This window comes from Streptomyces sp. NBC_00727, assembly GCF_045161745.1.
GTDB lineage: Bacteria > Actinomycetota > Actinomycetes > Streptomycetales > Streptomycetaceae > Streptomyces.
Window position 1 is genome coordinate 5,423,863 of sequence record NZ_CP108981.1, and the last position, 23,956, is coordinate 5,447,818.

Sequence of the window (23,956 nt, forward strand, 5' to 3'; positions counted from 1 at the left end):
AGCGGCGCGGCGAGCGCCCGGCCACCGTGCCGGGCGCTCGCCGCTTTGTCACTCCGGGTAACGGGCCAACCCTCCGCGCCGGGGTCGGTGCCGGGACAAAGTAGTCTTGAGTCCATGCCCGAACGCCGTACCGTCGCCCTTGTCACTCTTGGCTGCGCCCGTAACGAGGTGGACTCGGAGGAGCTCGCAGGCCGCCTGGCAGCGGACGGCTGGGAGCTCGTCGAGGATGCCTCCGATGCCGATGTCGCCGTCGTCAACACCTGTGGGTTCGTCGAGGCCGCCAAGAAGGACTCCGTCGATGCCCTCCTCGAAGCCAATGATCTGAAGGACCACGGCCGCACCCAGGCCGTCGTCGCCGTCGGCTGCATGGCCGAGCGCTACGGCAAGGACCTCGCCGAGGCCCTGCCGGAAGCGGACGGCGTCCTCGGCTTCGACGACTACGCCGACATCTCCGACCGCCTCCAGACCATCCTCAACGGCGGCATCCACGCCTCCCACACCCCGCGCGACCGCCGCAAGCTGCTGCCGATCAGCCCCGCCGAGCGGCAGGACGCCGCGGTGTCCCTGCCCGGCCACGCGCAGGAGGTGGCCCCCGCCCCCGCCGACCTGCCCGAGGGCGTCGCCCCGGTCTCCGGGCCGCGCGCGCCCCTGCGCCGCCGGCTGGGCACCAGCCCCGTCGCCTCGGTCAAGCTGGCCTCCGGCTGCGACCGCCGCTGCTCCTTCTGCGCCATCCCGTCCTTCCGCGGCTCCTTCATCTCCCGGCGCCCCTCGGACGTGCTCGGCGAGACCCGCTGGCTGGCCGAGCAGGGTGTGAAGGAGGTCATGCTCGTCTCCGAGAACAACACCTCGTACGGCAAGGACCTCGGTGACATCCGTCTCCTGGAGACCCTGCTGCCGGAGCTCGCGGAGGTCGACGGGATCGAGCGCATCCGCGTCAGCTACCTGCAGCCCGCCGAGATGCGGCCCGGCCTGATCGACGTCCTCACCTCGACGCCGAAGGTCGCGCCCTACTTCGACCTCTCCTTCCAGCACTCCGCGCCCGCCGTGCTGCGGGCGATGCGCCGCTTCGGCGACACCGACCGCTTCCTGGAGCTGCTCGACACGATCCGGAGCAAGGCACCGCAGGCAGGTGCCCGCTCCAACTTCATCGTGGGCTTCCCCGGCGAGACCGAGGATGACCTCGCGGAGCTGGAACGGTTCCTCACGGGTGCGCGTCTCGACGCCATCGGCGTCTTCGGCTACTCCGACGAGGAGGGCACCGAAGCGGTCGGCTACGAGAACAAGCTCGACGCCGACGTCATCGCGGAGCGCCTCGCGCACATCTCCCAGCTCGCCGAGGAACTGACCTCGCAGCGGGCCGAGGAGCGCATGGGTGAATCGCTCCAGGTGCTGGTGGAGTCCGTCGAACCCACCGAGGACGAGCCGCGCGCCATCGGCCGTGCCGCGCACCAGGCGCCCGAAACGGATGGCCAGGTGCTCTTCACCACACGCCAGGGCCTGGTCCCGGGCCGTATGGTCGAGGCAAAGGTCGTGGGCACCGAAGGCGTGGACCTGATCGCCGAGTGCAGTGAGCTTGTGGAGGTAGCCAGATGACCGGAGTCCCGGCATCCGCGGCAGGCGGTTCCGGCGCGACGCCGGTCCGTAGCGGAAAGCTGGGCGCCGCTGCGGTCAATCAGGCCAGTCTGTGGAACATCGCCAACCTCCTGACGATGGCCCGGCTGGTGCTCGTCCCCGGCTTCGTGGTGCTGCTGCTCCACAACGGCGGGTACGACCCGGCCTGGCGTTCCTTCGCCTGGGCCGCCTTCGCCATCGCCATGATCACCGACCTGTTCGACGGGCATCTGGCGCGGACGTACAACCTGGTCACCGACTTCGGGAAGATCGCCGACCCGATCGCCGACAAGGCGATCATGGGCGCGGCGCTGGTCTGCCTGTCGTATCTGGGCGACCTGCCCTGGTGGGTCACGGGCGTGATCCTCTTCCGTGAGCTGGGCATCACGCTGTTGCGGTTCTGGGTGATCCGGCACGGGGTCATTCCGGCCAGCCGCGGCGGCAAGATGAAGACGCTGGCGCAGGGGACGGCGGTCGGGATGTACGTGCTGGCGCTGACCGGTCCGCTGGCCACCCTGCGCTTCTGGGTGATGGCGGTGGCCGTCGTGCTGACGGTCGTCACCGGCCTCGACTACGTCCGCCAGGCCGTCGTGCTGCGCCGCCAGGGGCTGGCGGCGGAGCGTGCGGCCGAGGGCGCCTCTGAAGTGGCCGGGACGGTTTCCTCGGCCCGGAGCGCGGCGGAGGCCGAGCGGTGACTGCCGCGGGCCGGGTGCTGCGGCGGCTCGTCGAGCGGGGGGAGACCCTCGCCGTCGCGGAGTCGCTGACCGGCGGCCTGGTCGCGGCCGAACTGACGTCCGTACCCGGCGCCTCACAGGCATTCCGCGGCTCGGTCACGGCTTACGCGACCCCCCTCAAGAGTGAAGTCCTGGGGGTCGACGCGGACCTCCTGGCGGAGCGCGGGGCGGTCGACGCCGAGGTCGCGCGCCAGATGGCAACAGGCGTACGACGAGCTCTGGGCGCAGACTGGGGAGTGGCGACCACCGGCGTCGCCGGCCCCGAACCACAGGACGGCCGGCCCGTCGGGACGGTCTTTGTCGCGGTCAGCGGCCCGCACGGCACCGGGAATGTGGCTGCCCTGCGGTTGAACGGCGACCGTGCGGACATCCGTAAGGAGAGCGTAAGAAGCGCGCTCGACCTGCTCTCAGGCGAACTCGACGAGAATGCGAGCGCACAGGATACGGAAGAGAACGGGGGGAATTGATGTTTGCAGCCCTGAGTGAACACGACATCGCTCCCCGCACGGCCGCAGCGCTAGGCGGTACGGTGGGGCGTGAAGGATGCGGCTACGCGGTCCGAGGAGGGAGCCACCGATGATTCTGCTCCGTCGCCTGCTGGGTGACGTGCTGCGTCGGCAGCGCCAGCGCCAAGGCCGTACTCTGCGCGAAGTCTCCTCGTCCGCCCGAGTTTCGCTCGGCTATCTCTCCGAGGTGGAGCGGGGGCAGAAGGAGGCATCCTCCGAACTGCTCTCCGCCATTTGCGACGCGCTTGACGTACGGATGTCCGAGCTCATGCGTGAAGTGAGCGATGAGCTGTCCCTGGCCGAACTGGCCGAGTCGGCAGCGGCCAGCGATCCGGTACCTGTACCGGTGCGCCCCATGCTCAACTCCGTCTCCGTTACCTCGGTGGCGGGTGTACCGACGGGGCGGGTGACCATCAAGGCGCCCGCAGAAGCGGTGGACGTCGTCGCCGCCTGATCCGATTGGTTCGGTGTTGACCGAGGCCCCGGTCCTCCCCTTCGTGGGGTGGGCCGGGGCTTTCGCATGCGCCGGGGTTTTCGCATGTGGACGGGCCGTTCTTTTCGTGGCGGTTCGTGTGTCAGCGGGGCGATGGGGGGCAGGCGGCTGGATGAGAGACCGAGGAACGCTCCGGAACGAACTCGTTCCTGGCCACCGCATTCGTGCGGGGCCGTTCAAGCACCTTCCGAGCCGACGAGCTCATCGCACCGGAGACTTCCTCGAATGACCGTTTTGCTTCGTTTGTGCCATCGTGGGTGCTGCTGAACGGAACGGATTTCAGATCGGAGACGTGCATGTCTGTGGTGAAGAGCCCACTGTCCGAGACCGACCTCAAGACCGTCGGGGACGCCCTCCAGGGCGCCCTGGTGGATCTTCTCGACCTTTCTCTGGTGGCCAAGCAGGTCCACTGGAACGTGGTCGGGCCGCGGTTCAGGTCCGTGCACCTCCAGCTCGACGACGTCGTCGACACGGCCCGCCAGCACTCCGACACGGTCGCCGAGCGGGCGTCCGCGCTCGGCGTCAACCCGGACGGCCGAGCCGCCACGATCGCCAGGAGCACGGCCATCGCCTCCGTGTCCGAAGGCTGGATCAAGGACGTGGACGCGGTGAAGACCCTGGTCGACGCCCTGGGCGTGGTGATCGGACGGATGCGTGAGCGCATCGAGGTGACCGAGAGCCCCGACCCGGTCAGCCAGGACATCCTGATCACGCTGACCGCCGACCTCGAGAAGCACGCGTGGATGTTCCAGGCCGAGAGCGCCTGAGCGGATTCCGCGACACCCACCAGTTCTCCCCAATGGAGGAATGAGCATGAAGAACGAAGGCGCGAAGGACAAGGTCACCGGCAAGGCGAAGGAAGCCATGGGCAAGATGACCGGCGACCGTCGCAAGGAGGCCGAGGGCAAGGCGGACCAGGCCAAGGGGAAGACCAAGGACGCCATGGACGGCGCCCGTGACCGGGCGGGCGGCGTCAGGGACTCCCTGTCCGACGACAAGGACTGACCCGTCCACGCGACGAGCCCCCACCTGCGGGTGGGGGCTCTGCGCTGAGAGGGGGGCGGTGATGTGGCGGGGTGGTGCGGGCGCCCCGCGCGCGCCGGTGGCGCAACGGTGCGCTCTCGCCCCCTGCTGCGGGCGCGACTAGGTTCGGCCGGAGGAGGCAGCCATGGTACGGCGATGGGTACCGGCGCTCGTTCTCTGCGGGCTGTGGTGGTGGGCCGTGCTGCGGCTGGTCCTGGAGCCGGCGCGCGCCGGGGTGGTCGAGGGAGCGGTGGCGGCGGGGGGCTGGGGGCTGAGCCTCCTGCCGGTGCACGTGGCGGCGACCGCCCGGCCCATGGGCGTCTTCGACGCCGCAACGGGTCTGCTGCGGCGCGGCGCGGCCTGGATACGGAGAGCGGCGCGGTCCTGGCGGCAGTGGGTCGTCAGGTAGGGACCCAGGGGATTTGCTGCGAGCCGAGCGCTCCTTACGCAGGGGCCGGACCGGACTGGCAGCGCGGGCACCAGTACGCGGGACGGCCGTCCTGCTCGGCCGCGCGGATCGGGGTCCCACAGCGCAGGCAGGGGCGGTCCGTCCGGCCGTAGACCCAGAGATTCTCGCTCGGCCGCCGCGCGCGGGCCGACGCGTGGGCGACGGTACGGGAGCGGCCGCCCACGGTCGTGATGCGGTTCGGGCGGTCCCGGTTGGCGTCGAGCAACTGCTGTGCCGTGCTGACCAGCAGGGCGGCCGTCGGGGCCGGCACCTCGCCGATGGGGAGCCAGGGGGTGGCGCGGGCCAGGAAGCAGAGTTCGGCCTTGTAGATGTTGCCGATGCCGGCCAGGTTGCGCTGGTCGAGCAGGGCCTCGCCGAGGGGGCGGGCGGGGTCGCTCAGGAGATTGCGCAGAGCGGTGTCGGCGTCCCAGTCCGGGCCCAGCAGATCGGGTCCGAGGTGGCCGACCGCCTGTTCCTCGTCCCGGGTACGCAGAAGTTCCAGGACAGGCAGGCGGTAGCCGACGGCGGTGTGCGCCGCGTTGCCCAGGACGGCCCGGATCTGGTGGCCGGGGCCGCCGCGCCAGCGCTCGCCGGCGGCGTAGATCCGCCAGGCCCCGTCCATCCGGAGATGGCTGTGCAGGGTGAGCCCGCCCTCGATCCGGGTCAGCAGGTGCTTGCCCCGCGCCGTGACGTCCAGGACCGACCGGCCGGTGAGGTCGGCGGTGGCGAACCGGGGGACGCGGAGGTCGGACGTGGTGAGGACCTGACCGGCCAGCGCGTGGTGCAGCCGCCCGGCGGTCTGCAGGACGGTGTCTCCTTCGGGCATGCCTCCATGATGCGGCGGGGCGGGGGTGGGGCGGGTTCCGGGGTCTCTGTGGACGAGGCGTGTGGGGGCGTTCTTCTGCGGGCTGCGGGCTGCGGGCTGCGGGGGCGAGGTGTGGGGCGTTCTTCTGCGGGGCTCCGGGGGTGGGGCGGGCTCGGAGCGGGTTACGCGCGCAGGCGCAGGCCCCTCGGGGTGGCCAGGAAGCCGGCCGCCTCCAGCGTGCGCCCCAGGGGCGAGGTCAGGGCGGAGACGCCGTTGGTGCGCTCGACGGTCACCGCGCCGAGGGCCCCGGCGCGGGCGGCCGAGGCCAGTGCCGTGGCCGCTGCCCGGAGTGCGGGGGCGTCGGGGTCGGTCGGCCAGGCCAGCAGCGTCTTGCCCCCGCGCTCCATGTACAGCGTCAGCTCGCCGTCGACCAGGACGACGAGCGAGCCCGCCTTGCGGCCCGGCTTGTGCCCGGCCCCGTCCGGCGGCTCCGGCCACGGCAGAGCGGCCCCGTACGCATTGGCCGGGTCGGCCGCCGCGAGGACGAGGGCGCGGGGGTCGGCGCCCGGATCCGTACGGTCCCGGGCGGTGGAGACGGCGCGGAGCCGGTCGACCGCGCCGTCCATCGCGAACTGCGCGGCCCCCAGTCCCTCCACCACGTAGCCCCGGCGCGCCTGGCCGTTGTCCTCGAAGGCGGACAGCACCCGGTACGCCGCGGAGAATCCGCCCTCGACGCCCTCCGCCTGCACCGCGCCGCGGGTCACCACGCCGTGCCGGTCGAGCAGGGTGCGCGCCAGGGCGTGGGCTCGGTGCGTGGGCTCGGGCTCGAGGGCCGGCAGCAGGGACCAGCGGCCCGAGACCGTGGGCGGCCCGGTGCGTGAGGCGGGGCGCGCGGCGGCGGTGAGGGTGCCGTAGCGGCCGCGCGGGACGTTGCGCCGAGCGCGGTGCGCGGTCGATCCCGCCGTGCGGCCCGAGCCCAGGAGGGAGCGCAGCGGCGCGAGTGTGTCGTTGGTCAGCCGGCCCGACCAGGCGAGGTCCCACAGGGCGTCCGCCAGTTGCGGATCGGTGCAGTCGGGGTGGGTGGTGGTGCGGACCTGGTCGGCGATCTGGCGGAAGAAGAGGCCGTAGCCGCCGCCGAGCACGGTCAGTACGGACTCGTGCAGTGCGCTGAGCTCCAGCGGCCGGGGCGGGGGGAGGAGCAGAGGCGCGCTGTCGGCGAGGTAGAGGGAGAGCCAGCCGTCCTTGCCGGGCAGCGCTCCGGCGCCCGCCCACACGACCTCCCCGGTGGTGGTCAGCTCGTCGAGGAGCGCGGGCGTGTAGCCGCTGACGCGGCCGGGGAGGACGAGCCGCTCCAGCGCGGAGGCGGGGACGGGAGCGCCCTGCAGCTGCTCGATGGCGCGGGCCAGTCCGTCGATCCCGCGCAGGCTGTTGCCGCCGAGGTGCTGCCACTGCGGCAGGAATCCGGCGAGGGCGGCGGGCGGGACCGGCTCCAGCTCGTGGCGGAGGGCGGCCAGTGAACGGCGTCGGAGCCGCCGCAGGACCGTCGCGTCGCACCACTCCTGGCCGATTCCGGCGGGGTGGAACTCGCCCTGGACGATCCGGCCCGAGGCCGCGAGCCGTTGCAACGCCCCGTCGGTGACCGCGGTGCCGAGGCCGAAGCGGGCGGCGGCCGCGGTCGAGGTGAACGGGCCGTGTGTACGCGCGTACCGGGCGAGGAGGTCACCGAGGGGATCCTTGACCGGTTCGGTGAACGCTTCGGGGACTCCGACAGGGAGCGCCGTGCCCAGCGCGTCGCGCAGCCGGCCCGCGTCCTCGATCGCCGCCCAGTGCGCTGTTCTGGCGATCCGGACCCGGATGGCGCGGCGGGCGGCCTCCAGCTCCTTCGCCCAGGCGGACTCGGCCCCGCGCTCGGCCAGCTCCTGCTCGGTGAGCGGGCCGAGCACCCGCAGCAGGTCCGCGACGCCCTCGGCGTCCTTGACCCGGCGGTCGTCCGTCAGCCACTGGAGTTCCCGTTCCAGCTCCGTCAGGACGTCGGCGTCCAACAGCTCGCGCAGCTCCGCCCTGCCCAGCAGCTCGGCCAGCAGCCGGGAGTCCAGGGAGAGCGCCGCGGCGCGCCGTTCGGCGAGCGGCGAGTCGCCCTCGTACAGGAACTGGGCGACATACCCGAACAGGAGCGAGCGGGCGAAGGGGGAGGGCTCCTGGGTGGTGACCTCGACAAGGCGGATGCGGCGGGCCTCCAGATCGCCCATCACCTCCGTGAGCCCCGGAACGTCGAAGACGTCCTGGAGGCACTCGCGGACCGCTTCGAGAACGATGGGGAAGGAGCCGAACTCGGAGGCGACCTGGAGGAGCTGTGCGGCGCGCTGGCGCTGCTGCCAGAGCGGGGTGCGTTTGCCCGGGCTGCGGCGGGGAAGCAGCAGCGCCCTGGCCGCGCATTCGCGGAACCGGGAGGCGAACAGGGCGGAGCCGCCGACCTGGTCGGTGACGATCTGCGCGATCTCGCCCTTGTCGAAGGCAACGTCGGCGGCGCCGACCGGGGGCTGGTCGCTGTCGAAGGCGGTGTTGGCCGGGGCGAGCGGTGCGGGGGAGCCCTCGCCGGGGTCCTGCTCCGGGTCGAAATCGAGGAGGTCAAGGCCCATCATGTCGGCGTCGGGCAGCCGCAGCACGATGCCGTCGTCGGCATGCATGACCTGCGCGTCCATCCCGTACCGCTCGGCGAGCCGGGCGCTGAGCGCCAGGGCCCACGGCGCGTGCACCTGCGCGCCGAACGGGGAGTGCACGACCACGCGCCAGTCGCCCAGCTCGTCCCGGAAGCGCTCGACCAGGATGGTCCGGTCGTCCGGGACATGACCGCAGGCCCGGCGCTGCTCGTCGAGATACGCCAGGACGTTGTCCACGGCCCAGGTGTCCAGGCCGGCGGAGAGCAGGCGGTCACGGGCGTCCTCCGGGGAGAGCCCGCCGAGCTCGCGCAGGAAGGCCCCCAGCGCGCGGCCCAGCTCCAGCGGGCGGCCCAGCTGGTCGCCCTTCCAGAACGGCAGCCGCCCGGGGACGCCGGGCGCGGGGGAGACGAGGACCCGGTCGCGGGTGATGTCCTCGATCCGCCAGGAGGTCGTGCCCAGCGTGAAGACGTCACCGACCCGGGACTCGTAGACCATCTCCTCGTCCAGCTCACCGACCCGGCCGCCGCCCTTCTTGGGGTCGGCGCCGGCGAGGAAGACCCCGAAGAGACCGCGGTCGGGGATCGTCCCGCCCGAGGTGACGGCGAGGCGCTGGGCCCCGGGGCGGCCCGTGACCGTACCGGCGACGCGGTCCCAGACGACGCGGGGGCGCAGCTCCGCGAAGGCGTCCGACGGATATCGGCCGGCGAGCATGTCGAGGACCGCCGTGAACGCCGACTCGGGCAGCGAGGCGAAGGGGGCGGCCCGGCGGACCACCGCGAGCAGGTCGTCCACCTGCCAGCTGTCCAGGGCGACCATCGCGACCAGCTGCTGGGCCAGCACGTCCAGCGGATTGGACGGCACGCGCAGCGCCTCGATGGAGCCCGTGCGCATCCGCTCGGTGACCACGGCCGCCTGCACCAGGTCGCCGCGGTACTTCGGGAAGACGACACCGGTGGAGACCGCGCCCACCTGGTGGCCGGCGCGGCCGACCCGCTGCAGGCCGGAGGCGACCGAGGGCGGCGACTCGACCTGGATCACCAGGTCGACCGCCCCCATGTCGATGCCCAGCTCCAGGCTGGAGGTGGCGACCACCGCGGGCAGCCGGCCCGCCTTGAGGTCCTCCTCGACCTGGGCGCGCTGCTCCTTGGAGACCGACCCGTGGTGCGCGCGGGCGAGCACGGCGGGGGCGCCCTTGGCCGCCCCGGACTCCGCCATGATCTCGGCGGGGGAGTGGGCCTCCGGCATGGTCTCGCCGGTGGCCCTCTCGTACGCGATCTCGTTGAGCCGGTTGCACAGGCGCTCCGCCAGGCGGCGGGAGTTGGCGAAGACGATGGTGGAGCGGTGTGCCTGGACGAGATCGGCGATCCGCTCCTCCACATGCGGCCAGATCGACGGCTTCTCGGCCTGCCCGGAGGTGTCGTCGGCGGCGGGGGAGCCGCCCAGCTCGCCGAGGTCCTCGACCGGCACGACCACCGAAAGGTCGAACTGTTTGGTGGACGGCGGCTGGACGATCTCCACCTTGCGCTGCGGCGAGAGGAAGCGCGCCACCTCGTCGACCGGCCGAACAGTGGCCGACAGGCCGATGCGACGGGCCGGCCGGGGCAGCAGTTCGTCCAGGCGCTCCAGCGACACGGCGAGATGGGCGCCGCGCTTGGTGCCCGCCACCGCGTGCACCTCGTCCAGGATCACCGTCTCGATGCCGGACAGGGCCTCCCTGGCCGAGGACGTCAGCATCAGGAAGAGCGACTCGGGGGTGGTGATCAGGATGTCCGGCGGGCGGGTCGCCATCGAGCGGCGCTCGGCTGCGGGGGTGTCGCCCGACCTGATGCCCACCCGCACCTCGGGCTCGGGCAGGCCCTGGCGCACGGACTCCTGGCGGATGCCGGTAAGCGGTGAGCGCAGATTGCGCTCCACGTCGACCGCGAGCGCCTTGAGCGGGGACACGTACAGCACACGGCAGCGCTTCTTCGCGTCGGCAGGTGGCGGGACGGCCGCCAGCCGGTCCAGCGCGGCGAGGAAGGCGGCCAGCGTCTTGCCGGAACCGGTCGGTGCCACGACCAGCACGTCGGACCCCTCGCCGATCGCCCGCCAGGCGCCTTCCTGCGCGGCGGTCGGCGCGCTGAAGGCCCCCGCGAACCAGCTGCGGGTCGCGGGGGAGAAGGAATCGAGTGCGGAGCCGGTCATGCTCCCCATCGTGCACCCCGCCACTGACAACGGGCCCGACAACCGCCGAGCGGCCCCCGTGCCGACGGCCGGGGCACCCGCGAGCTGGGACAATCCCACCATGGCAGGAGCACAGCAACCGGAGGAGTGGGCGCGGCACTGGAGTTACGCCGAGCTGCCCGACCTCGACCTGCTGCGGGCCCGCTACATCCGGCACACCTTCCCGCGCCACAGCCACGAGGGCTACGTCCTCGCCTCGGTCAGCCAGGGCGTCGAGGCCATCGGAACACCCGGCGGCACCCTGCACGCGGGCCCCGGCACCGTCGTCATGATCAACCCGGAGGTCCCGCACACCGCACGGGCGGGGGTCCCCGAAGGCTGGGTGTACGACACGCTCTACCCGTCCGCGCAGGTGGTCAACGACATCGCCGCCGATACGACGGATCTGCGCGGCACCGTCGGCTTCACCGAGACCGGGGTGGCCGATCCGTGCGCGGCCCGGCTGATAGGCGAGGTCCACCGGGCGGCCGAGGAGGGCAACGCCCTGGCCGCCGACAGCGTGCTCCGGATCGTCGTCACCCGCCTGCTCGCCCGGCACGGCAGCGCCTTCCCCGTCCGCGTGCCACGCGCCGGAGGGGTCCGTGACGCGGCGCGCGCCCGGGCTCTCCTGGAGTCCCGGATGGCCGACCCGCCGACCCTGGAGGCACTGGCCGGCGAGCTGGGCACGAGCCCCTTCGCCCTGCTGCGCGCGTTCAAGAAGCAGTACGGCATGCCTCCGCACACCTGGCTCACCGACGCCCGGGTGCGGCGTGCGCGCAGGATGCTCGACGCGGGCACGGCCCCCTCGGTCGCGGCGACGGAGGTCGGCTTCACCGACCAGCCGCATCTGAACCGTCACTTCACCCGGATCGTGGGCGTACCACCCGGCGCCTACCAGCGCGAACGTGCAAGAACGTACAAGACCGGCCGGGAGCGGTCCCGGTAGCGTGCGGGACGTGGCAGAACAGACAGCACCCCTTCGCACCACCGCCGAACCGGGCGGCGGCAGCACACTCGCCGCCGGTGCCAAACCGGACGCGGCCGTCGTACGCGACGCACTCGGCGTCGGCATAGCCGTCGGCCTCTCCGGCTTCGCCTTCGGCGTCACCTCGGCGGGCTCCGGCCTGAGCCTGCTCCAGACGTGCGCGCTCAGCCTGCTCGTCTTCACCGGCGCCTCCCAGTTCGCCCTGGTCGGCGCGCTCGCCGTCGGCGGCAACCCGTACACCGCGGCCGCCGGGGCCTTCTTCCTCGGCGTGCGCAACGCCTTCTACGGGCTGCGCCTGTCACAGCTCCTCGCCCTGCCGCGCGCCCTGCGCCCGCTCGCCGCCCAGTGGGTCATCGACGAGACGACCGCCGTGACGCTGCCCCAGCCCACCCGGCGGGCGGCGCGGATCGGCTTCACCGTCACCGGGCTCACCCTCTACGTGCTGTGGAACCTGACCACCCTGGTGGGCGCCCTGGGGGCCGAGGCGCTCGGCGACACCGACGCCTGGGGGCTCGACGCGGCCAGCCCGGCGGTCTTCCTCGCCCTGCTCGCCCCGATGCTGAAGTCGACGACGGAGCGCGTCACCGCGGGGCTCGCCGTCCTGCTCGCCCTCGGCCTCCTGCCGGTGCTGCCGGCCGGGGTGCCCGTCCTGCTGTCCGCGCTCGCCGCTCCCGTCGTCCTGTTCCTGATGGGACGGGCCAAGGGCGGCGAGGCGCATGTGACCGGGGCGAAGGACGCCGGCGCGACCCGGGCGGAGGACGGCCGATGAACGTCTGGATCGCCATCGCCCTCACCTTCGTCGGCTGCTACCTCGCCAAACTCCTCGGTCTCCTGGTGCCCGCGGGTGCCCTGGAACGCCCGCTCGTCCAGCGCCTCGCAGCCCTGCTGCCGGTGGCTCTGCTGGCCGCGCTCACCGCCCAGCAGACCTTCGGTGACGGACAGCACCTGGCCCTGGACGCCAGGGGTGCCGGGCTCGCGGCGGCGGCGCTCGCCCTCGTCCTGCGCGCCCCGTTTCTGGTGGTCGTGGGCGCGGCCGTGGCCGTTACCGCCGGGGTGCGCGCGCTGGGGTGAGCCGGGGCCTTGACCGGTAAGGGGCTCGCTCCATGGGCCCTGCCCCTTACCCGGCATCTTCCCCACCCCAGAGTGCGACCGTCTCAGCCCAACGTGCGACCGTGGGCCCGCAGGGTCTCCAGTGCCCTGAGGGTCACCAGGGGCCGCCCTTCCAGCGCAGTCCCGGGTGCCCACTGCCGCCAGGTCACCGGCCAGCCGCCGTCCTCCTCCTGCGTGGCGGCGAGGTGGTCGAGCGCGCGCTCCATCTCGGCGTCGGTGAACCACCGCCGGGCGAGCGATTCAGGTGTACGGGCGTAGTCGTACGGGAAGTGCTGCTCACCGGGTGCGTACCCGGCCGCCACCGGGTACTCCGCGCGCCGCTCCGGATCGAGCACGGCGAGCCGCTGTTCGCGTACCAGCCGCCCCAGCCGTTCGGCGGCGGCCTCCGCCCGGGGCCGGTCCGGCACCCCGTCCAGGAAGGCGACCGCCGCCTCGATCTCGTACGGGTGCGACACCTCCAGGGCGTCCACGGCCGACCAGCAGAAGTCGGTGGCCCGGAAGAGCCAGGCGTGCCACACGGCGTTGCGGTGCAGCAGCCCGACGACGGGCCCGGTGGCCAGCAGCTCGGCCGGCGGGTCGTCGACGATCGGGATGAAGGGGGCCGCCGGATAGCCCCGCTGTGTGGGAAGCAGTGCGGGCAGGGCGCCCTCCCTGGTCGACACGTCGGTCAGGTACCGGCAGATCCGCTCCACCCGCAGGCCGCTGCAACGGCCGATGGAGTCGAGGACGCTGAGTGCGTGGGCCGTGTGCAGCGGCTGACTTGCGGGGCCGCGGAGATCGGGTTCGAGTGCGTGGCCGTAGCCGCCGTCCTCGTTGGCGTACGCGGTGAGGGCCGTCTCCACCGGGTCCGGGCCTCCGGCCAGGAATTGGTGGGCGAACCGCCGCTGTTCGAGGACGCGGGCCGTGAGCCAGATGAACTGCTCGGCACGGTCGAGGGGACTTGTTCCAGTTGCAGCCATGGACCGACCGTAGGGCTTGGGGCGCCCCGAGCAGGGCGGGAGCCGTCCGGCTGCACTCTCAGGAGCGGGATACTGAGGGCATGCGGTTGACGATTTTCTGGGAACGGATGGCGGACCACTTCGGCGCGGCCTACGCGGACTCCTTCTCACGCGACCATGTGATGGCCGAATTGGGGGGACGCACGGTCCACGAGGCGCTTGCGGCCGGCTGGGAGGCCAAGGACGTCTGGCGCGGGGTCTGCAGGGCGATGGACATCCCCGCCGACAAGCGCTGAGGTCCTTCGGCCCTCGACCGGAGGCGGGCCCTCCACCTCCCGGGGCGCGCGACGGATCGTCACCCGGATAGGCCAGACTTGCTCCGTGGCACCCACAGACGAGACCGCTCAGATCCAGCCGCCCCGCACGCCGCCCGCACCCCCGGCCCCGCCGTCCGGCACCGGGCCCGCCCGCATGCCGGCCTGGCTGCCGCGTGCCATGGTCCTCGCCCTCGCGCTCTACGCCTGTTTCCGGCTCGGCAGCTGGGCGTTCGACCAGCTCATCGGTCTGCTCATCAATGTGCTGATCGCCTTCTTCCTGGCGCTCGCCATCGAGCCCGCCGTGAGCCGGATGTCGGCCCGCGGTATGCGCCGTGGCCTCGCCACCTTCCTGGTCTTCCTCCTCGTGCTGGTCGCCGGGGCGGGTTTCGTCGTCCTGCTCGGCTCGATGCTCGCGGGCCAGATCGTCGACATGGTGGAGGACTTCCCGAAGTACCTCGACTCGGTGATCAACTGGGTCAACCAGACCTTCCACACGGAACTCTCCCGCGTCGAGGTCCAGGACAGCCTGCTGCACTCCGACTGGCTGCAGAAGTACGTCCAGAACAGCGCGACCGGTGTGCTCGACGTCTCGGCGACGGTCCTCGGGGGCCTGTTCCGGCTGCTGACGATCTTCCTGTTCTCCTTCTACTTCGCGGCCGACGGACCCAGGCTGCGTCGCGGGCTGTGCTCCGTGCTGCCCCCGGCCCGCCAGACCGAGGTGCTGCGGGCCTGGGAGATCGCGGTCGACAAGACCGGCGGTTACCTTTACTCGCGCGGCCTGATGGCGCTCATCTCCGGTATCGCGCACTACGTCCTGCTGGCCGCCCTCGGAGTGCCGTACGCGCCGGCACTCGCGGTCTGGGTCGGGCTCGTCTCCCAGTTCATCCCCACGATCGGCACCTACCTGGCGGGCGCCCTGCCGATGCTGATCGCCTTCACCGTCGATCCCTGGTACGCGCTGTGGGTCCTCGGCTTCGTCGTGGTGTACCAGCAGTTCGAGAACTACATGCTCCAGCCGAAGCTGACCGCGAAGACGGTGGACATCCACCCCGCGGTCGCGTTCGGCTCGGTCATCGCGGGTACGGCACTGATGGGCGCCGTCGGCGCGCTGATCGCCATCCCGGCCGTGGCCACGCTCCAGGCGTTCCTCGGCGCGTATGTGAAGCGGTACGACGTCACGGACGACCCGCGCGTCCACGGCAACCGACCCGGAGTGCGGGGAGAGCCCCTGTGGGCCCGTCTGAGACGGATGCGCGCCGCCCTCTCGGGCGAGGACGGCCGGGAGCCGGAAGGCGGCGAGACGGAGGATCCCCAGCGGCCGGAGGGGCCTGCCAGGCCGAGTGCCTGAGGACGCTCCCGAGGCCGGCGGCCGGTCCTGTCAGGCCGCGGCGCCACCCGTCCCGGGGCGACGTGGTGCGCTTGACACTAAAATCGAACATCCATTCTCATGGGATTCCGGCCGGGTTTTCCCGGGCCCGACCGTGGAGTTGTCCACAGGCCGGGAGGACGTCGAGGCCCATTGTCAGTGGCAGGGGTTAGCGTCTTTGACGTGAAGCGATCGACTCAAGCAAATCGGGTGGAACCCATGGCAGGAACCGACCGCGAGAAGGCGCTGGACGCCGCACTCGCACAGATTGAACGGCAATTCGGCAAGGGCGCGGTGATGCGCCTCGGCGAGCGGCCGAACGAGCCCATCGAGGTGATTCCCACCGGGTCCACCGCGCTCGACGTCGCGCTCGGCGTCGGCGGCCTGCCGCGCGGCCGTGTGGTGGAGGTGTACGGACCGGAGTCCTCCGGTAAGACGACGCTGACGCTGCACGCGGTGGCGAACGCACAGAAGCTCGGCGGCTCGGTGGCCTTCATCGACGCGGAGCACGCCCTCGACCCCGAGTACGCGAAGAAGCTCGGCGTCGACATCGACAGCCTCATCCTGTCCCAGCCGGACAACGGTGAGCAGGCCCTCGAGATCGTCGACATGCTGGTCCGTTCGGGCGCCCTCGACCTGATCGTCATCGACTCCGTCGCGGCCCTGGTGCCGCGCGCGGAGATCGAGGGCGAGATGGGTGACTCGCACGTGGGTCTCCAGGCCCGTCTGATGAGCCAGGCGCTCCGGAAGATCACCAGCGCGCTCAACCAGTCCAAGACCACCGCGATCTTCATCAACCAGCTCCGCGAGAAGATCGGTGTGATGTTCGGCTCGCCGGAGACCACCACCGGAGGCCGCGCGCTGAAGTTCTACGCCTCGGTGCGCCTCGACATCCGCCGGATCGAGACGCTGAAGGACGGCACCGACGCGGTCGGCAACCGCACCCGCGTCAAGGTCGTCAAGAACAAGGTCGCGCCGCCCTTCAAGCAGGCCGAGTTCGACATCCTCTACGGCCAGGGCATCAGCCGCGAGGGCGGTCTGATCGACATGGGCGTGGAGCACGGCTTCGTCCGCAAGGCCGGCGCCTGGTACACGTACGAGGGCGACCAGCTCGGCCAGGGCAAGGAGAACGCGCGCAACTTCCTCAAGGACAATCCCGACCTCGCCAACGAGATCGAGAAGAAGATCCTGGTGAAGCTGGGCGTGGGCGTCCAGCCCGAGGACGTCGCCGAGTCCGGTGCGGACGCGGCGGGCGCGGCGGCTCCGGCCGAGGCAGCGGCGAAGCCGGCGACGGCTGCGGCGGGCAAGACGAAGCCGGCCAAGGCGGCCGCGGCCAAGAGCTAAGCCGTGACGCGTCGTACGCAGTGGCCGGGCAGCGCCGCCGACCCCGGCGCGGCCTCCGGATCCGGGGAGGGAGCGGGGCGCCGTGCCCGCTCCCGGTCCAGTGACAGCGGTTCCCCCTCCTCGTCGAGGGCCGAGAAGGGGGAACCGCGCGACCCCGTCGAGCAGGCCCGCAACGTCTGCCTGCGCCTGCTCACCGGCACACCGCGCACCCGCAAGCAGCTCGCGGACGCCCTGCGCAAGCGGGAGATCCCTGACGAGGCGGCCGAGGAGGTGCTGTCCCGCTTCGAGGACGTCGGACTGATCGACGACGCGGCGTTCGCCGACGCCTGGGTGGAGTCCCGGCACCACGGCCGCGGGCTCGCCCGTCGTGCGCTGGTCCGTGAGCTGCGGACCAAGGGCGTGGACGCGGCGGTGATCGCCGAAGCCGTCGGGCAGCTCGACTCCGAGCAGGAGGAGGAGACCGCGCGGGAGCTCGTCGCCCGCAAGCTCCGGTCCACCCGGGGCCTGGACCGGGACAAACGGCTGCGCCGTCTCGCGGGCATGCTCGCCCGCAAGGGGTACGGCGAGGGCATGGCCCTGCGCGTGGTGCGCCGGGCGCTGGAGGAAGAGGGGGAAGACACGGACGGGCTGGACGAGCCGTTCTGACGACGGGGCTGTGGTCCTCCCAGCGGTCCGCCGGGGAGGCGCCGGGCGCTACTGGCCGGCGCGTGCCGCGCGGCTGATGGTGGCGTCGATCAGGGCGAGGGCGTCCGTCGCGGTACGCCCCGGGTAGCGGTTCCACGGCCCGATCAGCCCGGTCCAGCCCTGGGAGCGCAGTTCGGCGATCAGCCAGGCGCCGGCCCGGTCGACCGTCTCCGCCGAGCCGTAGCCCAGGCGGTGCGCGGTGAGCATGGCGCCGCAGACGCAGCGCGCGCCCCGGATGTTCCGCAGCCGGTACGGGGTGTTCTGCCAGCCCCACTCGGTCAGGATCTGCCGGGCATGGGCGAGATGGACGGACGGCGGCACCTCGGGCCGCCCGATGCGCCGCCACGTGTGGAGCCGGTCGGGCAGCATGGCACCGATGCGCCCGGGGAGCGGACGTTCGCGCGGTGCGGCGGGGGGCAGGGCCTGGACGCTGTCGGCGATCAGCTGGTCCACCGGCACGGAGAGCAGGGCGCGCCAGTCGGCAGCGGGGGCCGGCGCGGGCGGGGCGCTGATCGCGGGGCCCGGGGACTCGGTCGTCGGTGCGGTCAGGTCCCAGCCGGTGACGATCTGGCGCCAGGCGTCCGTGTCATGGAGGCGCGCGGCCTGGGCGTCGAGTTCATCGGGGGTGAGGGCGGTGGTGGGCATCGGTGCGTGCTCCCCGTCGTAGCGGCGTACCGGCGCCCTGACGGCGTCCCGGCGGGCGGGCGGGCCGGCCGGAGCGGCCGCACCCGCCGTGAGGCGAATGTCCGCCCGCCACCGGGGCCGCTCCACCTGAGCGACGCCATACGGGTGTGTCACGGGGGCATTCCGGTGGCGGACCGGTGCTGAGACGAGACTGGGGCGCCCGGCGGGGCGTGGTGCCCGCGTCGGACGGAGAGCGGCGCCGCACCCGAACCGGGAAGCCGGTGCCCGCACGGTGCCCGGCTCCTTCGGGACCGCGCCCCGGCGCTCCGGTGAACCGTGCCTCGACCCCGTAAAGCCGCGCTCACCCCGCCCGCCACGCGCAGCCGTAAATCCCCGGGGGGCAACCCCCCTACGGAGACGCCGGAATGCTCCAGTGCGCAGGTGCCGGTGCACAGAGCAGTGTGTGACGTATGCCAGGGATCACGGAGTTGGCCGCCCCCAAAGCGCTTGCCCGGGCGCGGCGGCAGCAGTTGCTTCAACGCCTCGCACCGGGTGCCCGGACGGTTCGTACCCGCCTGCTCACCTTCCCGGACCCCGATCGATCAGAGACGGACGCCTCATGATGCTGCGCTATGCCCTGCGGACGATCCGGCACCGCAAGGCGGGATTCCTCGGGGCGTTCCTCGCCCTCATGTGTGCCGCCGCACTCGTCACCGCCTGCGGCACCCTGCTGGAGACCGGGCTGCGCGGCCGCATCGCCACCGAGCGGTACGCGGCGGCCCCGCTGATCGTCTCGGCCGACCAGAACGTCCACCGCACGACCGTCAAGCACAAGGGCGGCAAGACGAAGATCAAGCACAAGGCGAAGCCCGTCGCTGAACGGGCCTGGCTTCCCGCAGCCACCGCCGACCGGCTGCGCCGCCTGCCGGGTGTCCGCAAGGTCGTCCCCGAACTGACCTTCCTCGCCCAGCCGCTGGAGCTCCCCGCCCAAGCGGCGGACGACGTCCCCCTCCACGGGCACGCCTGGTCGTCCGCCCCGCTGACCCCCTTCGCGCTCACCGCCGGCCGTGCCCCGGCGTCCGCCGACGACGTGGTGATCGACCGGACCCTCGCCGTACGGGCGGGCCTCGCGACCGGGGACCGGGTCACCGTGCAGTCGACCCGTGCCCCGCGCACGTACCGGATCAGCGGCATCGCGACGCCCCAGGGGCGGGGCGAACTCCGGCAGCAGCGCTCGCTGTTCTTCTCCGACGCGGAGGCCCAGCGGCTCGCCGACCGCACCGGCCGGGTCAGCGCGATCGGTGTCCTTCCCGAGCCCGGGACCGACATCGGCACGCTCAAGGAGCAGGTCACGGCCGCCCTCGAGGGCACCACCGCCCAGGTGGCGACGGGGGACGGGCGCGGACCGGTCGAATTCCTCGACGCGGCGGGGGCCCGCGTCAAGCTGGTCTCGATGGGCGGCGCCATGGGCGGCACCTCGTTGCTGGTCGCGGTGCTCGTCGTCGTCGGGACGTTCGCCCTCTCCATCCAGCAGCGCCACCGCGAGCTGGCCCTGCTCCGTACCATCGCCGCCACCTCGCGGCAGGTCCGCCGGCTGCTCGGCCGGGAGGCCCTGGTCGTCGGCGCCTTCGCCGGGGTCCTCGGCGCGCTCGCCGGACTGCCGCTCGCCGACTGGCTGTACGGCAGGTTCACCGGCATGGGCGTGACACCGCCGACCCTGGAACGTACGCCCGGAATATTCCCCGCCTGCGTCGCCGTCGCGGTCACCCTGCTCGGCGCCTGGGCCGCCGCCCGGATCTCCGGCCGCCGGATCGCCGGTCTGCGTCCGGCCGAGGCCATGGCCGAGTCCGCGGTCGAGCGCCGCCGCCCGGCCCGGGGACGCGTCCTCGTGGGGCTGTTCCTGCTCGCCGGCGGTGGCACGCTGGTCGGAGTCCTGAGCGTGCTGCACACCGAGGCCGCCTCGACACCGGTCACCTTCCTGGCGGTGGTGGTGCTGGCCACGGCGGTCTCGCTGCTCGGTCCCCTCCTCGTGCGGGCTGCCGCCTTCCTGATGGCGGGCGTGTTCCGGCGGACGGGTCCGATGAGCACCCTGGCCACCGCGAACGTCCGGGGGAACTCCACCCGGATTGCCTCCGTCGTCACCCCGCTCACCCTGCTCATCGGCATGACCTGCACGGTTCTCTTCCTCCAGCCGACCGTCGACGGCGCCGCGCGCTCCCAGGCCAGGGAGGGCATCCGCGCCACCTGGGTGCTCGGCGCACAGGGCCCGGGCGTTCCCTCGGCGGCGGCGGAGGCGGTCCGTGCGACGCCCGGCGTCACCGCGGCCACGGAGGTCGTACGGACCACCGTGCGGGTCGGTCTGGAGAAGTACGCGGCGCAGGGCGTCACCGGCCCGGGGCTCACCCGGACCTGGGACCCGGGCGTGACGAGCGGTTCCCTCGCCGCGTTCGCCGCGAACGAGCGGTCCGCCGCGATCAGCGAGTCGGCCGCCGACGGCCTCGGGCTGCGCCCCGGCAGCGAACTGAAGCTGCACCTCGGCGACGGCACTCCCGCCACCCTCACGGTTGCCGCCGTCTACCGACGCGGCCTCGGTTTCGGGGACCTGACCCTGCCGCATGACCTGGTCGCACGGCACATGGACAACCCGCTGGCCGCGACGGTGATGGTGGCCGGTGCGGCATCCGAAGCCCAACTGTCCGCCGCCGTCAGGAGGTTCCCCGGCGTCAATGTCGTCGCCCCGGCCGTCGCCGACCGGCTCCAGGCAGACCGGCAGCAGGAGAACGCCGAGGTCAACCTGCTCGCCATGGGGCTCGTCCTCGCCTTCACCGCCATCGCCGTCGTCAACACGCTGGCCATGTCCGTCTCCGAGCGGTTCCGCGAATTCGCCCTCCTGCGGCTCGCCGGAGCCACCCGCCGCCAGGTGCTGCGGATGCTCCGGACCGAGACCCTGTCGGTCCTGGTCATCGCCACCGCTCTCGGCACCGGCATCGCGCTCGCCGTGCTGACCGCCTTCAGCGTCGGGATGACGGGCGGTGCGGCGCCCGGTGTGCTGCCGCTGGTGTACGGGACCGTGGTGGGCGTCGCAGCGCTGCTCGCCCTGGTCGCCACGGCGCTGCCCGGCCGGTTCGCGTTGCGCACCCGCCCGGTGGAGGCCGCGACCGGCCGGTGACGGGGAGACGGGTGAGGGGGACGGCGGAGGGCGTCCCCCTCACCTCATGCCTGGACCGGGAGACCCGCCGTGCGCCAGGCATGGAAGCCGCCGTCCAGGTCCGTCGCCCGATACAGGCCGAGCCGGTGCAGGGACTCGGCGGCCAGGCTCGACGCGTACCCCTCGTTGCAGATCACCACCACCCGGATGCCGTGGTCCACCGCCTCCGGGACCCGGTGGCTTCCCCGCGGGTCGAGCCGCCACTCCAGTTCATTGCGTTCGATGACCAGTGCCCCCGGGATCAGCCCGTCCCGCTCGCGCAGTTCCGCGTAACGGATGTCCACGAGCAGGGCGCCCTCGACGGCCGCCGCCCACGCCTCCTGGGGGCCGAGCCGTACGTAACCGGCCCTGACCCGCTCCAGCAGCTCGTCGATCCCGGGCGGGGTGTCGTCGCCCTCGTGCGGTCCGCGGCTCACTGCCAGTCCTCCGGTCCCTCGGTCTGCTCCAGCCGGAGCACCGCGCCGGTGCGGCTGTAGCGCCGGATGCGCGGCAGTGGCGGGTAGTAGGCGTGTACGGAGACGGCGTGCTCCGTGGTCGACTCGTTCAGCACCTCGTGGACGTGGTGGCGGCCGAAGGCCCTGCCCCGGCCGGGCGTCAGGTCCCGGGTCCGGTCGATGTCCTCGGCCAGCTCCAGGGTCTTCCAGCCGTCGGTGGGCAGCCGGGCGGCGAGGGAGCGTTCCCTGAGCGTGCCGGCCGCGGTGAGGAAGGCGCCGATCGAGTCGGCGTGGTCGTGCCAGCCGGTGCCGGTACCCGGCGGCCAGCCGATCAGCCACGCCTCGCTGCCACCGGGACCGTCGAGCCGGATCCAGGTCCGGCCCTCGGGGTCGAGAGGAAGGGAGGCGATGAGTGCGGTGTCCGCGGCGGTGCGGCGGACGAAGTCGAGCAGTTCCGCCGCGGCCGGAGCCGGAGCGGGCGTGTGCGTGGGCACGGGGACAGTGGGGAAGGGAGAGGCAGACACGGAGACCGTCCTGAGAGTTCGCGCGGACGCCCCGCCGCACGGCAGAGCGCACGGCGACGGCAGGTGAAGGCGATTCAGCAGGACGGACGACACACGCAGCCCGCATAGCGGAGCAGGTCCATATGGACCCTCCGCCACAGGCGCACATCGGTGTCGGTCATGACCCGGAGTAGACCATGCGCGCCCGTGAGGGTCAATTGACGTCTGCGGTCCGGTCGGCACCCACCGACGCCCGGGCCGCACCGCCGCGCGCCGCTTCCGCCGCCGCCAGCAGCTCCGCCGGACGCACCCCGCCGAACGCCTCGACGAGATGCCCGTCCGGCCTGACCAGCAGCACCGTGTGCGCGGAGGCCCCCGGATAGCTCTCGGCCACCAGCAGCTCGGCCTTCACCGGCATTGCCGTCACGGCCTCCGCCAGCCGGGGCATCACTCCGGCGCGCATCCAGTGGCGCCGGTCCCAGACTCCGGTTCCCGGCGCGACGAGCACCACCAGCAACTGCCCCTGACCCAGCCGCTCACGCAGCCGTACCGCGGTGCCGTCGGGCGCCGTGACCCGGACATCGGCCACCGGCGCACCGGGGGGCGTACCCACCGAGGTGTGCGCCTCGGCGCGCGGGGGCGCAAGGGGGGACAGCGCGTAGGAGGGGGGCGCACCGAGGGGGCCGCAGCCCAGATGCCCGTCGATGAGCAGCGAGTCGTGCCCCCGTGCGCTCCCCGGTACGAGCGTCCGCAGACCTCCGCCGCCCCGCAGTATCGGCAGCGACTGGTCGGCGGCGCGCAGCCGTGAGGCGACGGCGGCGCGGCGTTCGGCCTGGTAGCTGTCGAGGAGCGCGTCGGACGCCCCGTGGTGCCAGGCGAGGGCCAGCTTCCAGGCGAGGTTCTCGGCGTCCCGCAGCCCTTCGTCGAGCCCCTGTGTCCCCAGGGCGCCCAGCAGATGGGCTGCGTCCCCGGCGAGGAAGGCCCGCTTCACGCGCCAGCGGCGGGCCAGCCGGTGGTGCAGCGTGTAGACGCCGGTGTCCAGCAGCTCGTACGGGGGTGTCTCGCCGCACCAGCCGGCCAGGGTGTCCCGGACCCGCGTGACCAGCGCGTCCGGCGTGACCAGTTCGCCGCGCGTGGGCAGCAGCCAGTCCAGCCGCCACACGTCGTCGGGCAGCGGGCGTGCGGTGACCTCGGTGCCACCGGTGCGCCACGGCGGCGACCGGTGCAGCACGGCCTCGCCGGGCCAGGGCAGTTCGGTGCGCAGGGCGGCCACGGCGTGCCGTTCCACCGCCGTACGCCCGGGAAACCTGATGTCTAGGAGTTTGCGCACGGTGGACCGGGCCCCGTCGCAGCCGACCAGGTAACTCCCGCGCCACCAGGTCGAACCGGGCTCCCTGGTGTGCACGGTGACCCCCGCCGGGTCCTGCTCCAGCGTGTCGATCCGGCTGGGCCCGGCCGTCTGCACCAGCTCGTGCGCGGACACCGCGTCGCGCAGACTCCGCACCAGCGCGTGCTGGGGTACGTGTACCGGGGCGGCCGACACACCGCTGCCGGGGGACGGCTCCTCGCCGAGCGGCAGCTCGCGCACCAGCTGCCTGCGCCGCACCGACCGCCAGCCGGTCCAGCGCAGCCCCTCGTCCCGAAGCGCCTTGCAGCCCAGACGGTCCAAAAAGGCCGCGGTGTCCTCGCGCAGTACGACCGTGCGGGCGGGGCGTGTCTCGTCCTTGGAGGGGTCCTCGTCGAGCAGCACGGACGGCACGCCCTGCCCGGCGAGGGCGAGCGACAGCGCCAGGCCGACCGGCCCGGCACCGACGACGATCACCGGGTCCACGGCGCGTCCCCCGTCGAAAGGCTGGTGAAACGGAACGGTCCGGTGCAACGGAACGGAAGGTGCGCGGGCGTCGAAGGGGGTGCTGCGGCGTCGGGGGCTCGGTGCGCGATCACAGAACGTATGCAACCTA

General features: G+C 72.9%; 23 protein-coding genes. 15 read left to right on the forward strand and 8 right to left on the reverse strand.

Annotation, left to right across the window (positions count from 1 at the left end; genetic code table 11):
• Positions 1-114 precede the first annotated feature (114 nt).
• From rimO to OG242_RS24675, 7 genes are all read left to right on the forward strand, one after another.
• A complete protein-coding gene (gene rimO, locus OG242_RS24645; protein WP_405900217.1) occupies positions 115-1,593 on the forward strand; it encodes a 30S ribosomal protein S12 methylthiotransferase RimO in 1,479 nt (492 codons plus the stop codon).
• A complete protein-coding gene (gene pgsA, locus OG242_RS24650) occupies positions 1,590-2,306 on the forward strand; it encodes a CDP-diacylglycerol--glycerol-3-phosphate 3-phosphatidyltransferase (RefSeq protein WP_405900218.1) in 717 nt (238 codons plus the stop codon). Before rimO ends, pgsA begins: the two co-directional genes overlap by 4 nt.
• Complete coding sequence (locus OG242_RS24655; protein WP_405900219.1) at positions 2,303-2,812, forward strand: CinA family protein; 510 nt, start codon at positions 2,303-2,305, stop codon at positions 2,810-2,812. Before pgsA ends, OG242_RS24655 begins: the two co-directional genes overlap by 4 nt.
• Positions 2,813-2,921: 109 nt before the next feature.
• Positions 2,922-3,305, forward strand: coding sequence for a helix-turn-helix domain-containing protein (locus tag OG242_RS24660; protein WP_018105285.1), 384 nt, complete (start codon positions 2,922-2,924; stop codon positions 3,303-3,305).
• A 335-nt stretch (positions 3,306-3,640) separates the two neighbouring features.
• The gene (locus OG242_RS24665; protein ID WP_405900220.1) at positions 3,641-4,111 is read left to right on the forward strand and encodes a Dps family protein; all 471 of its coding nucleotides are present in this window, start codon (positions 3,641-3,643) and stop codon (positions 4,109-4,111) included.
• Positions 4,112-4,151: 40 nt separating this feature from the next.
• A complete protein-coding gene (locus tag OG242_RS24670) occupies positions 4,152-4,349 on the forward strand; it encodes a CsbD family protein (protein ID WP_405900221.1) in 198 nt (65 codons plus the stop codon).
• A 163-nt stretch (positions 4,350-4,512) separates the two neighbouring features.
• Positions 4,513-4,776: a hypothetical protein gene (locus OG242_RS24675; RefSeq protein WP_405900222.1), complete on the forward strand. Its 264-nt coding sequence runs from the start codon at positions 4,513-4,515 to the stop codon at positions 4,774-4,776.
• A gap of 34 nt (positions 4,777-4,810) precedes the next feature.
• On the opposite strand, the gene OG242_RS24680 is transcribed toward OG242_RS24675, so the two are convergent.
• Positions 4,811-5,641, reverse strand: coding sequence for a DNA-formamidopyrimidine glycosylase family protein (locus tag OG242_RS24680; RefSeq protein WP_405900223.1), 831 nt, complete (start codon positions 5,639-5,641; stop codon positions 4,811-4,813).
• Positions 5,642-5,802: 161 nt separating this feature from the next.
• Complete coding sequence (locus OG242_RS24685) at positions 5,803-10,464, reverse strand: DEAD/DEAH box helicase (protein WP_405900224.1); 4,662 nt, start codon at positions 10,462-10,464, stop codon at positions 5,803-5,805.
• A 100-nt stretch (positions 10,465-10,564) separates the two neighbouring features.
• On the opposite strand from OG242_RS24685, the gene OG242_RS24690 reads away from it, so the two are divergent.
• From OG242_RS24690 to OG242_RS24700, 3 genes are read left to right on the forward strand one after another with little or no spacing between them, the layout of a single operon-like run.
• Positions 10,565-11,428, forward strand: a complete 864-nt coding sequence (locus tag OG242_RS24690; protein WP_405900225.1) for an AraC family ligand binding domain-containing protein — start codon at positions 10,565-10,567, stop codon at positions 11,426-11,428.
• 10 nt (positions 11,429-11,438) lie between these two features.
• Positions 11,439-12,236: an AzlC family ABC transporter permease gene (locus OG242_RS24695; protein ID WP_405900226.1), complete on the forward strand. Its 798-nt coding sequence runs from the start codon at positions 11,439-11,441 to the stop codon at positions 12,234-12,236.
• Positions 12,233-12,538: an AzlD domain-containing protein gene (locus OG242_RS24700; RefSeq protein ID WP_143617633.1), complete on the forward strand. Its 306-nt coding sequence runs from the start codon at positions 12,233-12,235 to the stop codon at positions 12,536-12,538. The genes OG242_RS24695 and OG242_RS24700 overlap by 4 nt, the downstream gene beginning before the upstream one ends.
• Before the next feature lie 83 nt (positions 12,539-12,621).
• Here OG242_RS24700 and OG242_RS24705 read toward each other — a convergent pair whose 3' ends face one another.
• Complete coding sequence (locus tag OG242_RS24705) at positions 12,622-13,536, reverse strand: hypothetical protein (protein ID WP_405900227.1); 915 nt, start codon at positions 13,534-13,536, stop codon at positions 12,622-12,624.
• Between the two features lie 80 nt (positions 13,537-13,616).
• Here OG242_RS24705 and OG242_RS24710 point away from each other — a divergent pair, with 80 nt between their 5' ends.
• The 4 genes from OG242_RS24710 to recX all read left to right on the forward strand — a co-directional run bounded on the left by OG242_RS24710 (position 13,617) and on the right by recX (position 17,187).
• On the forward strand, positions 13,617-13,811 hold the full coding sequence (locus tag OG242_RS24710) for a DUF3046 domain-containing protein (protein WP_405900228.1): 195 nt from the start codon (positions 13,617-13,619) through the stop codon (positions 13,809-13,811).
• Between the two features lie 175 nt (positions 13,812-13,986).
• The gene (locus tag OG242_RS24715; RefSeq protein ID WP_405901718.1) at positions 13,987-15,180 is read left to right on the forward strand and encodes an AI-2E family transporter; all 1,194 of its coding nucleotides are present in this window, start codon (positions 13,987-13,989) and stop codon (positions 15,178-15,180) included.
• 237 nt (positions 15,181-15,417) lie between these two features.
• Positions 15,418-16,542: a recombinase RecA gene (gene recA, locus OG242_RS24720; protein ID WP_405900229.1), complete on the forward strand. Its 1,125-nt coding sequence runs from the start codon at positions 15,418-15,420 to the stop codon at positions 16,540-16,542.
• Positions 16,543-16,545: 3 nt separating this feature from the next.
• A complete protein-coding gene (recX, locus tag OG242_RS24725; protein ID WP_405900230.1) occupies positions 16,546-17,187 on the forward strand; it encodes a recombination regulator RecX in 642 nt (213 codons plus the stop codon).
• A gap of 48 nt (positions 17,188-17,235) precedes the next feature.
• Here the strand turns inward: recX and OG242_RS24730 are convergent, their stop codons facing one another.
• Positions 17,236-17,871: a hypothetical protein gene (locus OG242_RS24730; protein ID WP_405901719.1), complete on the reverse strand. Its 636-nt coding sequence runs from the start codon at positions 17,869-17,871 to the stop codon at positions 17,236-17,238.
• Between the two features lie 598 nt (positions 17,872-18,469).
• Between OG242_RS24730 and OG242_RS24735 the strand changes: the two genes are divergently transcribed.
• Positions 18,470-21,019 (forward strand): FtsX-like permease family protein, encoded by a 2,550-nt coding sequence (locus tag OG242_RS24735; protein WP_405900231.1) that lies wholly within the window; start codon positions 18,470-18,472, stop codon positions 21,017-21,019.
• 44 nt (positions 21,020-21,063) lie between these two features.
• Here the strand turns inward: OG242_RS24735 and OG242_RS24740 are convergent, their stop codons facing one another.
• The 4 genes from OG242_RS24740 to OG242_RS24755 all read right to left on the reverse strand — a co-directional run bounded on the left by OG242_RS24740 (position 21,064) and on the right by OG242_RS24755 (position 23,826).
• A complete protein-coding gene (locus OG242_RS24740) occupies positions 21,064-21,474 on the reverse strand; it encodes a rhodanese-like domain-containing protein (protein ID WP_405900232.1) in 411 nt (136 codons plus the stop codon).
• Positions 21,471-21,986: a cysteine dioxygenase gene (locus OG242_RS24745; RefSeq protein WP_405900233.1), complete on the reverse strand. Its 516-nt coding sequence runs from the start codon at positions 21,984-21,986 to the stop codon at positions 21,471-21,473. Before OG242_RS24745 ends, OG242_RS24740 begins: the two co-directional genes overlap by 4 nt.
• 104 nt (positions 21,987-22,090) lie before the next feature.
• Positions 22,091-22,177: a putative leader peptide gene (locus OG242_RS24750; protein ID WP_311307652.1), complete on the reverse strand. Its 87-nt coding sequence runs from the start codon at positions 22,175-22,177 to the stop codon at positions 22,091-22,093.
• A 32-nt stretch (positions 22,178-22,209) separates the two neighbouring features.
• A complete protein-coding gene (locus OG242_RS24755) occupies positions 22,210-23,826 on the reverse strand; it encodes an FAD-dependent monooxygenase (RefSeq protein WP_405900234.1) in 1,617 nt (538 codons plus the stop codon).
• Between the last annotated feature and the right edge of the window lie 130 nt (positions 23,827-23,956).

What these genes read in the sequence shown, in the direction of transcription:
- OG242_RS24700 (WP_143617633.1), top strand. Translation starts at nt 12,233, where the DNA reads ATGAACGTCTGGATCGCCATCGCCCTCACCTTCGTCGGCTGCTACCTC.
- OG242_RS24750 (WP_311307652.1), bottom strand. Translation starts at nt 22,177, where the DNA reads ATGACCGACACCGATGTGCGCCTGTGGCGGAGGGTCCATATGGACCTG.
- recA (WP_405900229.1), top strand. Translation starts at nt 15,418, where the DNA reads ATGGCAGGAACCGACCGCGAGAAGGCGCTGGACGCCGCACTCGCACAG.
- OG242_RS24685 (WP_405900224.1), bottom strand. Translation starts at nt 10,464, where the DNA reads ATGACCGGCTCCGCACTCGATTCCTTCTCCCCCGCGACCCGCAGCTGG.
- OG242_RS24715 (WP_405901718.1), top strand. Translation starts at nt 13,987, where the DNA reads ATGCCGGCCTGGCTGCCGCGTGCCATGGTCCTCGCCCTCGCGCTCTAC.
- OG242_RS24660 (WP_018105285.1), top strand. Translation starts at nt 2,922, where the DNA reads ATGATTCTGCTCCGTCGCCTGCTGGGTGACGTGCTGCGTCGGCAGCGC.
- OG242_RS24675 (WP_405900222.1), top strand. Translation starts at nt 4,513, where the DNA reads ATGGTACGGCGATGGGTACCGGCGCTCGTTCTCTGCGGGCTGTGGTGG.
- OG242_RS24680 (WP_405900223.1), bottom strand. Translation starts at nt 5,641, where the DNA reads ATGCCCGAAGGAGACACCGTCCTGCAGACCGCCGGGCGGCTGCACCAC.
- OG242_RS24730 (WP_405901719.1), bottom strand. Translation starts at nt 17,871, where the DNA reads ATGCCCACCACCGCCCTCACCCCCGATGAACTCGACGCCCAGGCCGCG.
- OG242_RS24705 (WP_405900227.1), bottom strand. Translation starts at nt 13,536, where the DNA reads ATGGCTGCAACTGGAACAAGTCCCCTCGACCGTGCCGAGCAGTTCATC.
- rimO (WP_405900217.1), top strand. Translation starts at nt 115, where the DNA reads ATGCCCGAACGCCGTACCGTCGCCCTTGTCACTCTTGGCTGCGCCCGT.
- pgsA (WP_405900218.1), top strand. Translation starts at nt 1,590, where the DNA reads ATGACCGGAGTCCCGGCATCCGCGGCAGGCGGTTCCGGCGCGACGCCG.
- OG242_RS24665 (WP_405900220.1), top strand. Translation starts at nt 3,641, where the DNA reads ATGTCTGTGGTGAAGAGCCCACTGTCCGAGACCGACCTCAAGACCGTC.
- OG242_RS24735 (WP_405900231.1), top strand. Translation starts at nt 18,470, where the DNA reads ATGATGCTGCGCTATGCCCTGCGGACGATCCGGCACCGCAAGGCGGGA.
- OG242_RS24710 (WP_405900228.1), top strand. Translation starts at nt 13,617, where the DNA reads ATGCGGTTGACGATTTTCTGGGAACGGATGGCGGACCACTTCGGCGCG.
- OG242_RS24670 (WP_405900221.1), top strand. Translation starts at nt 4,152, where the DNA reads ATGAGCATGAAGAACGAAGGCGCGAAGGACAAGGTCACCGGCAAGGCG.
- OG242_RS24690 (WP_405900225.1), top strand. Translation starts at nt 10,565, where the DNA reads ATGGCAGGAGCACAGCAACCGGAGGAGTGGGCGCGGCACTGGAGTTAC.